This is a genomic window from Pseudoalteromonas sp. NFXS39 (assembly GCF_040148775.1).
GTDB classification, from domain to species: Bacteria; Pseudomonadota; Gammaproteobacteria; order Enterobacterales; family Alteromonadaceae; genus Pseudoalteromonas; species Pseudoalteromonas apostichopi.
This window is the reverse complement of the sequence record NZ_JAGDEC010000004.1, coordinates 238,690-251,095: the sequence shown is the minus strand read 5'-3', so window position 1 is coordinate 251,095 and position 12,406 is coordinate 238,690. Positions and strand designations below refer to the sequence as shown.

The window sequence follows — 12,406 nt, the reverse complement described above, 5'->3', positions numbered from 1 at the left end:
ACCTCACTCGCAAGGCTATGCGGCGCCTTGCTGCTGACGATTCTTTTTAAATAATTCACGGAAAATAGGGTAAATGTCCTCAACGCCCCGGATATGTTGCATTGCAAAATTGTCGTGGGTTTGCGCTATCGACTGATACTCTCGCCACAAGCTTTGATGGGCACGGGCTGTAATTTCGATGTAGGCGTAATAGCGCACCGCCTTTAGTAGTTTATTACGTAAAATTTCGCCACAGTTCGGTGAGTCGTCTGCCCAGTTGTCGCCATCAGAGGCTTGTGCTGCATAAATGTTCCACTCTTCTGGGTTGTAGCGATCAGCGATAATTTCGTTCATTAGCTTTAATGCGCTCGATACAATTGTGCCACCCGTTTCCTGAGAATAGAAAAACTCTTGCTCATCTACTTCTTTCGCTTGGGTATGATGGCGAATATAGACGACTTCTATATTTTTGTAGCTGCGGGTTAGAAATTGATAAAGCAAAATATAAAAGCGTTTTGCCATATCTTTAGTAGCTTGGTCCATCGAACCTGAGACATCCATTAAGCAAAACATCACTGCTTTGCTTGTAGGATGTGGCTGTTTTTCATAATTACGAAAACGTAGGTCATAATTATCAATAAATGGCACTGCGTTAATGCGACTTTGTAGTTCCTCAATTTGACGTTCGAGTAACGCAATGGCAGCTTTGTCTGGTTCTTCCTCTGCTTTTAGCAACGCTAACTGACCTTCAAGCTCAGCAAGGTGGCGCTTTTTGCCTGCGGTCATTGCTACTCTGCGAGCAAGTGAGCCTTGTAATGAGCGCACTATATCAATATTGCTTGGCATGCCATCATTACAAAAACCTGCACGATGGGTTTTCATTTGTACGAGTTTATCTAGCTGATTTTGTTGTAGGTTAGGCAGTTCAAGATCTTCGAACAGTAAGTCTAAGTATTCATCCTTTGAAATGGAGAATACAAAGTCATCTTGTCCTTCACCCGAGTCACTGGCTTCACCTTCGCCACTGCCTCCACCTTGACCACCCCCTTGCGGCCGCTTGATTTTATCGCCCGTAGAGAATTGATCATTACCTGGGTGGATTTGTTCGCGGTCACCGCCACGTCCTTGATGAAAAATAGGTTCACTGATATCACGTTGCGGAATAGAAATACTCTCGCCGCTGGTAGTATCGGTTACGCTACGCTTATTAATGGCATCAGATACCGCTTCTTTAATCTGTTTCTTATAACGCCTGATGAACCGTTGACGATTCAAGGTACTTTTGTTTTTTCCATTCAGGCGTCGGTCAATAAAATGCGCCATAACAACCCCCTTAAAACAAACGTTTTTTACTGCGATTTTCTAACGCGTAAATACCATTCAGAAAGTAAACGTACTTGTTTTTGGGTATAGCCTTTCTCAACCATACGATTGACAAAGTCTTCGTGTTTTTTCTGATCTTCAGCCGAGGTTTTCGCATTGAAAGAAATAACAGGCAGTAGGTCTTCAGTGTTTGAGAACATTTTTTTCTCAATAACAGTGCGAAGTTTTTCGTAACTGGTCCAAAGCGGGTTCTTGCCTTGGTTGTGTGCACGCGCACGCAATACAAAGTTGACAATTTCATTACGGAAATCTTTAGGATTTGAAATACCCGCAGGTTTTTCAATCTTCTCAAGCTCTGCATTGAGTGCTGCACGGTCAAATAGCTGGCCTGTATCTGGGTCACGATACTCTTGATCTTGGATCCAGAAATCTGCATAAGTGACGTAACGGTCGAAGATGTTTTGTCCGTATTCAGAATAAGATTCTAAATACGCCGTTTGTAACTCTTTACCGATAAACTCAACGTACTGAGGAATGAGGTAACCTTTTAAGTGGCTTAAGTAACGCTCCTCAACATCGGCAGTAAACTGCTCACGCTCAATTTGCTGCTCCAGCACATAGAATAAGTGCACGGGGTTAGCAGCTACTTCTGTGGTATCGAAGTTAAATACCCGCGATAGAATCTTAAACGCAAAGCGGGTAGATAGCCCTGTCATGCCTTCATCAACACCGGCGTAGTCGCGGTATTCTTGATACGACTTAGCTTTCGGGTCGGTGTCTTTTAAGCTTTCGCCATCATAGACTCGCATTTTTGAATAAATGCTTGAGTTTTCTGGCTCTTTAATCCGCGAAAGTGTGGTAAATTGCGCCAATGTCTTTAATGTGCCGGGTGCACATGGTGCATCATGTAACTCACTGTTTTCAAGTAGTTTATTGTAAATTTTAACTTCTTCAGACACACGTAAACAATAAGGTACTTTGACGATGTAAACACGGTCTAAAAATGCTTCATTATTTTTGTTGTTCTTAAATGTTTGCCACTCAGATTCATTTGAGTGAGCTAATATCATGCCATTAAACGGTAGGGCACTAATACCTTCTGTGCCGTTGTAGTTGCCTTCTTGAGTGGCTGTAAGCAGTGGGTGTAGCACCTTGATTGGCGCTTTAAACATTTCCACAAACTCCATTAAGCCTTGGTTTGCTAAGCAAAGGGCACCAGAGTATGCATATGCATCAGGGTCGTTTTGCGCAAAGTGCTCTAGCTGGCGAATATCTACTTTACCTACCAAAGCTGAAATATCTTGATTGTTTTCATCGCCGGGTTCTGTTTTGGCAATTGCGATTTGATTTAAAATTGATGGGTAGCGCTTAACTACTCTGAATTGGCTAATATCACCATTAAACTCACTTAAGCGTTTTGCAGCCCATGGTGACATCACTGTTTTTAAATAACGTGGCTTAATGCCGTATTCTTTTTCTAAAAGCTCAGCGTCTTCATTTGGGTCAAATAACGCTAGAGGGTGGTCGTTGACGGGCGAGCCTTTTATTGAGTAAATTGGTACTTGTTGCATTAAATATTTAAGCTTTTCAGCAATTGATGATTTACCACCACCTACTGGGCCAAGTAAATACAGCACTTGCTTACATTCTTCTAAGCCCTGCGCAGCATGCTTTAAGTAAGAGACGATTTGTTCAATGGCATCTTCCATACCATAAAAATCGTGAAATGCAGGGTAGCGTGCAACTACGCGATTTGAAAACAGCCTGCTTAAGCGCGCATCGGTCGATGTGTCGATAATTTCCGGCTCACCGATCGCCATCAATAGACGTTCAGGTGCGCTGGCATAAGCTGATTTATCCTTCTTACAGATTTCGAGAAATTCCTCAATACTGTATTCTTCTTCTTGCGCTGCTTCGTATCGTGATTGGTAATGCTCAAAAATACTCATAGAGACCTCCGAAAACCCGCTAAAATGACGTGTAATTAGATTAAGAGAAAAGCAAAGGCTAATTAAAGCTTAGTCACGATTTTGAATTTTTGCGCAAGAAAATTAAGAATTTAATTGAAAAAAGCTCATCTTGATTACGCTTTTTGGCTGAGGACTTGGCTGCGACTTAGAGGGGGCGTGCAATGGCAATAAAAAAGACGCCGAAGCGTCTTTTTTGGATTACTGTTAGTAACAGAAGATTAAGCGAAGTTAGCGTTCGCGAAGTCCCAGTTAACTAATGCCCAGAAACCTTTTAGGTAATCTGGACGAACGTTACGGTAATCGATGTAGTAAGCGTGTTCCCAAAGATCCACAGTTAGGATTGGTGTAACACCTTCATCAGTTAATGGAGTTGCAGCATTTGACGTGTTTACGATGTCAAGTGTGCCGTCAGCTAGTTTAACTAACCAAGTCCAGCTTGAACCAAAGTTGTTTACTGCTTTATCGTTTAACGCTTCTTTGAATGCGTCGAAAGAACCCCATTTAGCATTGATCGCGTCAGCGATTGCGCCAGTAGGCTCGCCACCACCGTTTGGAGATAGGCTGTTCCAGTAGAAAGTGTGGTTCCAGATTTGTGCAGCATTGTTAAATACGCCACCTTCTGAAGAACATACGATTTCTTCTAGAGATTTGTTTTCGAATTCTGTGCCTGGGATCAGACCGTTTAATTTCACAACGTAAGTGTTGTGGTGTTTACCGTGGTGAAACTCTAGAGTCTCTTTTGAAATATGTGGCTCTAATGCATCGATTGCGTATGGTAGTGACGGTAGTTCAAATGCCATTTTTTATCTCCATCTTCTTGGTTGATAGTCCACTCAGTTATAGGTAATAGCAAGGTAAACAGCGTACTTCCCTATACCAAGTGGTATTATAGTGTTACTATAATTGTTGAGTATTTTACTCAAGTTTTAGCAAACAGCAATGCTATTGCTAAAGACTATTTAAAATTGTGGCTACGAATGCCGATTTTAAGTTATATATCTGAGGCCACAGTGAAACTTTTTCAAGGCCAATGTAGTAAGCCAATGTCTTTTTTGAGGTTGTAAATGGAAACCATCGATAAAATTAAACAGCAAATTTCTGAAAATCCAATCCTTCTTTACATGAAGGGATCACCAAAGTTACCTAACTGTGGTTTTTCTTCACAAGCATCACAAGCACTTATGGCATGTGGTGAGCAGTTTGCTTACGTTGACATTCTACTTAACCCAGACATCCGTGCAGAGTTACCTGCATACGCAAACTGGCCAACATTCCCACAATTATGGGTAGAAGGCGAGCTTATCGGTGGTTGTGACATTATCATCGAAATGTTTCAGCGTGGTGAATTACAACCACTAATTACTGAAACAGCTGCAAAGTACAAAGAAAAAGACGCTGAATAATCGAATTTAGTGTAGAAAAAAGCCGCTGATTGCGGCTTTTTTTATACCAATATTATTGCTTATAGGTATTATGCGGGTAATAAAACATGCACGCTTAAGCCACCTTGCTCGCGGTTGTGTAAGCTAATTTGCCCGTGGTGTGCTTCAACTATTTCTCTGCAAAGTGCTAAACCTAGGCCACTACCAGTTGTCTTGGTTGAATAGAAGGGGATAAGCGCATTAGCCATCACAGCTTCACTCATGCCTTTGCCTTTGTCGCTCACTGTGATGTGAGTGCCGTTTGCTTCTTGTTGCACAGTTAAATTGATATCTTCAGGGTTAGAACCTGATTCATAGGCATTTTTTAATAGGTTGATCAGTAATTGTTCTAGTTGTGTGTGATCAGCTTCAGTTGTTACACCCTCATCTAGTGATACATCAACCTGCCACTGGCTTTTTAGCTGTTCAATAAGAGTATGCCAGTTAACCGTCGATAGTTGCGGTGTTGGTAACTTGGCAAATTTGCCATAACCTTGCACAAACTCATTAAGATGCTTGATGCGGTCCTCAATGGTAGTAAAGACCCGCTTCAAGCGTGGCTCGTCGACTTCTTTAGTTAATAACTGAGCGCTATGAAGCATGGATGACATTGGGCCGAGTGAGTTATTCAGCTCATGACTAATGATGCGAATGACTTTTTTCCACACTTCAACTTCTTGACGGCTTAGCTCGCGAGTGAGCTGTTTAAATACAAACAGTTGGTGAAACTGATTATTAAGTAATAATCGGCCTGTCGCCATATGCCAAGTTTGCGATTCTTGGTCTTCTTTATCAAGGGTAAATAAACCATCGACCCCTTTGTGAATCGCGCGCGTTAATTGCTCACAGCTAGATTCTAAAAAGTGTTCAAGTTTAGCGCCTTCAAGAGCTGATTTAGCATCGAGTAAGCTGCGTGCACTGTGGTTGCTATAAACGATAAAACCTTGGTCGTTAGTCAAAAGCACTGCTTGTGGCGAGCTTTGTAAAACTTTATCGAGCATCAGCTCTCGCTGATATATCCATTGTTTTTCTTGGCGAAGCTGTTTTGCAGTTTGGTTATAAAGCCGACATAAATCGCCAAGCTCATCACTGCCCTCATATGCTAATAATGTAGCCAGCTCGCCATCTTTAAAATTAAGTAGCCCGGTTTCGAGAGAGTTCATTCCATCAATGAGCGGGGCAGATAACTGGGCGGCAAAAAGAGCACTTATCAACACGCATGCAAGTAGAGCTAAAATGCTGTAAAACAAGCTTATGCCCGAAAAGTAACAAACCAATATCAGCGGCAATACAGACGCTGTAATACATAAGGTTATGATTTTATATCGAAACGAAAAACGCTGTGTTGTCATTAATAATCAATCTTAAATTTATCAAGTCTACGATAAAGGGCTTGGCGACTTAATCCAAAATGACGAGCCACTTTCGCAATAACACCTTGGTACTCGCGCATGGCAAGTTCAATCTCTTGCTTGTTTGGCTCTGTTCTTGTTTGTGCGGGGCTATTTACTTCAACTTGTAAGCCAAAATCGGCAAGCTCAATCATCCCTGTGGGCTTTAAAACCCCAGCACGTTTACAGGCATTTTCAAGTTCGCGAACATTACCAGGCCAGCTGTGGGCAAGTAGGGCTTTTTCTGTGCTGAGTGAGAATGCTCGCTCAGGTAAAAAGTGTGCGACCAAAGCTAAAATGTCATCTGGGCGATCAGCAAGGCTTGGCAAATTTAACTCAATGACATTCAAACGGTAGTAAAGATCTTCACGAAACTGACCAGTTTTAATTGCATGACTTAAATCTTCATTGGTTGCTGAAATTACCCTAACATTCACTTTGCGTGTTTGTGTTGAACCTAAGCGTTCAAATTCGCCGGTTTGTAAAATGCGTAATAGTTTCATTTGCCCAGAGAGTGGCAAGTTACCAATTTCGTCTAAAAATAGGGTGCCACCATCGGCGGCTTCAAAACGACCAATACGCTGTTTAGTAATTCCTGTATACGCACCGGCTTCTGCACCAAATAGCTCAGCTTCGATCAGTTCGCTTGGCAGGGCGCCAGCATTAACAGTGATAAAGGGTTTGTCTGCTAATAATGAATTAGCCTGAATTATTTGTGCAATTCGCTCTTTGCCACTGCCGTTAGGACCTGTGATAAGCACCGAAATATCCGATTTAGCAACTTGAATTGCAAGATTAACAATGTGCTCCATAGCGGTACTTTTATATATAAGACCCACTAAATTAGCGTTATGCACAGATGCATCACGTTCTTGCTGGTGGCGGGTAAAGGTTTCGTTTTGTTGTTTTACTTTACCCAGCTCTATCAGGTTATTTACACAGGTAAGTAACTTGGTATCGTCCCATGGTTTCGGTAGATAATCAGCTGCACCCGCTTTTACGAGTTCAACGGCTGTTGACAGCTCAGTCCATGCGGTAATCAAGATAATTGGTAAATGAGGGTTAATGTCTCGTAAGGCATAAAAGAGCTCTTTGCCTTCTTCGCCTGAGGTTGTGTCGGCGGTAAAGTTCATGTCTTGAATAACAAGCGCAATACGTTGATATTGCACAGCTTGAATTGCCTCAAGAGGATTGCTTGCTGTAACGACCTCAAAATCGTGAATTTCAAGTAATAATGACAACGCATCCAAGATGGCTGGGTTATCATCGACGATAAGTATTTTTTCCATATAATTGTTTTAGTTATTTTCCTAATAAGGGTGCAAGATAAATGCTACACTGTAAATCCAGTGTAGCATAGGTTGGGAGAACTAAATTGTTCGAGTTGCAATGCTCGGAGAGATGTTCGCCGCCCGTTTTGCTGGAGCAAGTACTGCCAACAGACTCATAATAAATACTGCTAATGCTGTTACTAGCACGTAGCTAATATCAAGTTGAGCAATTGAGAAATGCTGCATCAGCACCTGGCCTAAATATATGGCAGCAATAACACCAATCACTAAACCAACTACACATATCATGGCGTTTTCAACTAAGAAGTAGTTAATAACGGCTGATTTTCTTGCACCTAAAGCGCGGCGAGTACCAATCTGTTTTGTACGTTTACTGATATTAAATAAGGTAAGTCCGAAGATACCCAGTGCAGTTACTAACACTAAGATTGCAATGAGTACAACCAGCATTCTCATCATTAATGTGTCTTCAGCCATGTACTGTTCTTTATCATCATCTAAACCACGGATACGAGAAATAACACGTTTGTTGTAGTTTTTAAGCATGGCCTCTTCAACGCGATTCATAACTGATTGACGTTGACCTGGCTCAGTTCTGACCACAAAACGTGCATTTGTACCTGGCTTGATAAAAGGTAGCAGTGCTACGTTATCTGGGCGGCTGTCTTTTAGCCATGGACCTTTCATAAGATCAATAACACCAATAATTTTCATTGGAATGTCACCAAAATAAACTGTTTGACCTAAACCATTTCCGTCAGGGAATAGCTCATCAACTAGGGCTTTAGTTACAACAGTTACTTTTGAAAGTTCATCATAGTTATCGGTCACGATGACTTCATCTTCGGTGTAGTTACGCCCAGCAATGAGCTTAACACCGTAGGTATTAATGCCATGCTCATCGATAAACATGTAAGACGTACGGACGGATTTACTCTCTTCAGGTGCAGGCTTTAAACTAAAATCTGACGAAGATCCACTGCCTGAAAGCGGTGTATTACTAGAGTAAGCCGCATCAACTACACCTGGGATTTGACGGAGCATAGTTTCATCTAGCTCGTACTGCTGAGATGGAGACACGTCTTTGCCAAACATCATGACATTAAAAACGAAAATATCTTCTTCAGGGTAGCCTGTTTCTTGGCTTAAGTAGCTGACCCTGTCTTGAATAATAAACGCGGCATTACTGACAATCGCAGTGGTGATGGCAATTTGTATCAGTAATAAAATAGCGCCAACTTTTGAGCGGCATAAGGCGTGAAAGATAGGTTTAATTTCTAACATAGGTGTCATCCTTATTGGCTCTTAAGGTAAATAGCAGGGTTGGTTTTACACACTAGCCATGCAGGGTAAAGGCCAGCAATAATACAGGTGGTAATTGCAATCACTGGCGCGCTTAATAGCATGCTTAAATCCATCGTGGCTAAGCTTTTGTAGTAGCTATAGCTATGGCGTACGCCTAATAAACCTATTTGCGCCAAAATAATACCGAAGATGCCACCCAAGAAGCCTAACATTGCCACCTCAACGATATGTTGAAAGAAGATTTGGCGCTTACTGGCGCCTAATGCGCGGCGTACACCCACTTCAGGAGCACGACGTAAAAACTTCGCCAGTAATAAGCCTAAAATATTAGCAAGGCACACGGCTAAAAACATAAAACTTAGGCCGACTAAAATTTCGTTGTCTTCACTGACAACATTGTTGTATTGCATCCACTCATTTACATCGCGCAAGGTGGCCGTTAGTTTTTCACGATTAAAACGACCGAGCTTTTGTTGCTCTTGCATATAGGCCATCAAAAAGTCTTGGTAAGCTTGTTTTTCTGCAGGTGTTTTTAGCTCAACCCAAAACTGCAACCACACCATTTCTGAATTTAGTTTGTCGTTAAAGGTGTTGGTTTTTTCATGTTTCCAACCATTGGTATTACCCCAATTTTCAAGCTTGCGGGCTTTCATTAGGCTAAATGGTAAAAACAGTTGTTCGGTTTTATTAAATGCGCCGTTATTAAGGTCATAGTATTTTGTGGTGATATCCCAATCATCAATCACGCCAATAACTTCATAACTGGCATCATCTAGATAAACCATTTTACCTACGGGGTTCTGACCTGCGAAAAGCTTGTCGTTTAAATCTTTATTAATCACCACTACAGGGGCTGCATCTGCTTCTTGTTGCTCAGTCCACACTCCACCATAAATAAACGATAAGTTAAACATATCGAAAAAGTCAGGAGTGGTTAGGCGCGCTTGACCAATAAATGGTTTTACTTTGTCTGAGTCTAAATAAACCGAAAAACCCGTTCTTACCATAGTGACGCGTTTACCACCGGCTTTTGCTTTATTAAGGTTGACTGCATCTTGATAAGTTAATTGAAGTGGCATGTTATCGACTGTCCACCAAGTACGGCCTTCATCCATGGTTTGTAACTGCACAGAATAAAGGCTGCTACTTTTTTCAGGAATAGGGTCTGCCGACATCATGTGATACACAGATAAACTTGTCATGGTTACGCCAATACCAATAGCAATGGCCAATACCATTAAAAAGCTTACAAGTGGCGTGCGCTTAAAGCTGCGCCAGCTTAAATCTAAATAATGAAGGAACATGGTTATACTCCAGCCGCTTTGAGATTTTGGGTACCTTGATATAAGGTGAAGTCAGCTAGCTGGCCGTCAACAACTTGGATATTGCGTGGGGCTCTGCGCGCAAGTTCTGGATCATGGGTTACCATGATGATGGTTGCGCCGTCACGGTTGATTTGCTCAAGTAGTTCCATTACTTGGCGTGCCATTAAGCTATCTAAATTACCCGTCGGCTCATCGGCAAGTAAAAAGCGAGGCTCACCGGCTAGTGCTCTGGCAATGGCCACACGTTGTTGTTGACCACCAGAAAGTTGTTGCGGTAAGTGTTTTGCTCGTGAAGCTAAACCAACTTGCTCAAGGCATTGCTCAATACGGCGTTTACGCTCAGCGGCTTTAATGCCACGATAACGCAATGGCACTTCAATATTTTCATATAAGTTCAAGTCAGGGATGAGGTTAAAACCCTGGAATATAAAACCAATTTTTTGATTTCGTAGATCAGCGCGTTGGTTGTCATTTAGTTTCCCCACATCAATACCATCTAACATGTACTGGCCTTCGCTAAATGGCTCCAACATACCTGCGATGTTTAAAAAAGTGGTTTTACCCGAGCCACTTGGGCCAGTTACTGCAATAAATTCACCTTCATCTACTTGTAGGTTGAAGTCGCGAAGGGCATGAGTTTGTACCATGTCAGTTTGATACACTTTGCTGATGTCGTTCATTGTAAGCATGTTGATTTTTCCTTTTATTTGTTAACGTAAAACCAGTGTGGATGCTTTTTTAAAGCGGTCGTAATTCGAGATGATTAGCTTATCGCCAGGCTCTACGCCTTCTATTATCTCGACAGCATTGATACTGCTAGCACCGGTTTTTATATCGATTAAATAAGCCATGTCACCTTCAACTTTATAAGCCTGGGTGCCACCTTGCTGTAAGAATGCACCGCGTTTTACTTGCAATACATCATCGCGATTCTCTAATAAAATACGTGCGGTTAAGCGTTGGTTTTGGCGAATACCAGAAACCTCACTATCAAAGCGTACGCGGGTAGTTACCTCGCGATTATTAACCTCCGGTGAAATAGCCGATAAGGTTCCTGTTACATGACGGGCACCTAAAGTCAGTTCAACTTGCATACCAAGACCTAGCTCATTGGCATAGCTTTCAGGTACTTGTAGTTCAGCTTCAAAGTTACTTAAATCCACCAAAGTCATTAATGGTTGGCTTTGTGTAACGGCTTCTTTTTGCTGCACTAATAAGTTACCAACAATACCGCTTACACTGGCAGTAATTGTGAGTTCATTCACCTGCCTAAATAAGTCATCAACGATGAGTTGCTGACGCGTCAGATCGCGCTCTGCAGCTTTTAGTTCAAATGCGAGGGTATCTTTAGCTAAGCTGACTTCTTGCTCTGCATGTTTAAAGGAAAGTTTGGCGCGGGCCAAGTCATCAACGGCTTTTTCTAAATCTATTTGGCTGATTAAATGTTTTTCGATAGAGAGTTTAGCTCGGCGGTTTTCTCTGTCTGCGGCATTTAGTTCAACCTGTGCTAAATCAAGGGCTTTAGTAAGGCTTAGTTTTTGTCGACGTGCTTCAAGTTGCTTGCGTTGTAGTTCACCTTCTAATCGTGCTAATACTGATTGTTGCTGTTTTAATTCGTTAGTAAGCTCAGGGCTGGTTACGGTGGCGATTACTTCGTTTACTTCAACGCTGTCACCGGCTTTTACTTTTAAATCAACAAAACCTCGTTCAGGGCTATAAACTTTTGGCGCATTAGCTGCAACGATTTTACCGCTCGCTGCCACATCTCTAGTAAGCGTCTTTTGGCTTACTTCACTAATTTGTAGGCTTGCTGCATCAACCGAAATGCTGCCATCGCTACTGGCAAACAATGCTTGAAAGCCAAGCGCACCAACAAGTATTACACCTACTGCTAATATAAGTGGTTTCTTAATGGTGTTTTTTTTAGCCACAGTAATATCTTGGGCACTGGTATCCTTTATCATCATAACTCCTTACGATTCTCAAAACATACAATCATGAAGCCAACGGCAATCATGGTAAGCGGAGAAGCCATAAACAAACTGATAGTGAACATTTTGAAATCCTTAATTTCGCTGATGACTTATCTATACCAGTAGCGTGCCAATTGTTAAGTTTCTGATATTATTGTGTTTTTATTTTTTTGATGAGTAGATGTCTGTCCGCGGACAGAAAAAGTGTCCGCTGCGGACACTTTTAAATTGCTGATTATTGACGCGAGGGTAAAGAAAGTCAGTCATTGCGACTAAGGTCGGCTGCTCAGAGACCTAGTTTGTTACTATGCTAAAGCCAAGAGTAAATAATGATGCAGCAGCGTTAGGTGATACCTCATAAAAACTGCATTGATATTCAGATCGTGAATAATTATTCATAATTAAGCGCAGTTTACGTTAACGTAAA

10 protein-coding genes are annotated in these 12,406 nt (G+C 41.8%); 1 reads left to right on the top strand and 9 read right to left on the bottom strand.

Annotated elements, in window-relative coordinates; genetic code table 11:
• Positions 1–15 precede the first annotated feature (15 nt).
• The 3 genes from J3455_RS09650 to J3455_RS09640 all read right to left on the bottom strand — a co-directional run bounded on the left by J3455_RS09650 (position 16) and on the right by J3455_RS09640 (position 4,072).
• Entirely contained in the window at positions 16–1,302 is a 1,287-nt protein-coding gene (locus J3455_RS09650; RefSeq protein WP_130051267.1) for a YeaH/YhbH family protein, read from the bottom strand.
• 26 nt (positions 1,303–1,328) lie between these two features.
• Entirely contained in the window at positions 1,329–3,251 is a 1,923-nt protein-coding gene (locus J3455_RS09645; RefSeq protein WP_130051268.1) for a PrkA family serine protein kinase, read from the bottom strand.
• A 239-nt stretch (positions 3,252–3,490) separates the two neighbouring features.
• A complete protein-coding gene (locus J3455_RS09640; protein ID WP_054551537.1) occupies positions 3,491–4,072 on the bottom strand; it encodes a superoxide dismutase in 582 nt (193 codons plus the stop codon).
• 264 nt (positions 4,073–4,336) lie between these two features.
• On the opposite strand from J3455_RS09640, the gene J3455_RS09635 reads away from it, so the two are divergent.
• Entirely contained in the window at positions 4,337–4,675 is a 339-nt protein-coding gene (locus tag J3455_RS09635) for a Grx4 family monothiol glutaredoxin (RefSeq protein ID WP_054551536.1), read from the top strand.
• A 68-nt stretch (positions 4,676–4,743) separates the two neighbouring features.
• Here J3455_RS09635 and J3455_RS09630 read toward each other — a convergent pair whose 3' ends face one another.
• From J3455_RS09630 to J3455_RS09605, 6 genes are all read right to left on the bottom strand, one after another.
• Complete coding sequence (locus tag J3455_RS09630; protein WP_239977555.1) at positions 4,744–6,045, bottom strand: sensor histidine kinase; 1,302 nt, start codon at positions 6,043–6,045, stop codon at positions 4,744–4,746.
• Positions 6,045–7,373: a sigma-54-dependent transcriptional regulator gene (locus tag J3455_RS09625; RefSeq protein ID WP_130051270.1), complete on the bottom strand. Its 1,329-nt coding sequence runs from the start codon at positions 7,371–7,373 to the stop codon at positions 6,045–6,047. The genes J3455_RS09630 and J3455_RS09625 overlap by 1 nt, the downstream gene beginning before the upstream one ends.
• Before the next feature lie 81 nt (positions 7,374–7,454).
• Complete coding sequence (locus tag J3455_RS09620) at positions 7,455–8,660, bottom strand: ABC transporter permease (protein ID WP_349561610.1); 1,206 nt, start codon at positions 8,658–8,660, stop codon at positions 7,455–7,457.
• Between the two features lie 11 nt (positions 8,661–8,671).
• Positions 8,672–9,985, bottom strand: coding sequence for an ABC transporter permease (locus J3455_RS09615; RefSeq protein ID WP_349561609.1), 1,314 nt, complete (start codon positions 9,983–9,985; stop codon positions 8,672–8,674).
• 2 nt (positions 9,986–9,987) lie between these two features.
• Complete coding sequence (locus J3455_RS09610; protein ID WP_130051273.1) at positions 9,988–10,695, bottom strand: ABC transporter ATP-binding protein; 708 nt, start codon at positions 10,693–10,695, stop codon at positions 9,988–9,990.
• A gap of 21 nt (positions 10,696–10,716) precedes the next feature.
• Positions 10,717–11,970, bottom strand: coding sequence for an efflux RND transporter periplasmic adaptor subunit (locus tag J3455_RS09605; RefSeq protein WP_130052275.1), 1,254 nt, complete (start codon positions 11,968–11,970; stop codon positions 10,717–10,719).
• Positions 11,971–12,406: the final 436 nt, after the last annotated feature.

Excerpts from the sequence above, each read along its gene's own strand:
- J3455_RS09645 (WP_130051268.1), bottom strand. The coding sequence starts at position 3,251 with ATGAGTATTTTTGAGCATTACCAATCACGATACGAAGCAGCGCAAGAA.
- J3455_RS09610 (WP_130051273.1), bottom strand. The coding sequence starts at position 10,695 with ATGCTTACAATGAACGACATCAGCAAAGTGTATCAAACTGACATGGTA.
- J3455_RS09625 (WP_130051270.1), bottom strand. The coding sequence starts at position 7,373 with ATGGAAAAAATACTTATCGTCGATGATAACCCAGCCATCTTGGATGCG.
- J3455_RS09605 (WP_130052275.1), bottom strand. The coding sequence starts at position 11,970 with ATGATAAAGGATACCAGTGCCCAAGATATTACTGTGGCTAAAAAAAAC.
- J3455_RS09615 (WP_349561609.1), bottom strand. The coding sequence starts at position 9,985 with ATGTTCCTTCATTATTTAGATTTAAGCTGGCGCAGCTTTAAGCGCACG.
- J3455_RS09650 (WP_130051267.1), bottom strand. The coding sequence starts at position 1,302 with ATGGCGCATTTTATTGACCGACGCCTGAATGGAAAAAACAAAAGTACC.
- J3455_RS09640 (WP_054551537.1), bottom strand. The coding sequence starts at position 4,072 with ATGGCATTTGAACTACCGTCACTACCATACGCAATCGATGCATTAGAG.
- J3455_RS09630 (WP_239977555.1), bottom strand. The coding sequence starts at position 6,045 with ATGACAACACAGCGTTTTTCGTTTCGATATAAAATCATAACCTTATGT.
- J3455_RS09620 (WP_349561610.1), bottom strand. The coding sequence starts at position 8,660 with ATGTTAGAAATTAAACCTATCTTTCACGCCTTATGCCGCTCAAAAGTT.
- J3455_RS09635 (WP_054551536.1), top strand. The coding sequence starts at position 4,337 with ATGGAAACCATCGATAAAATTAAACAGCAAATTTCTGAAAATCCAATC.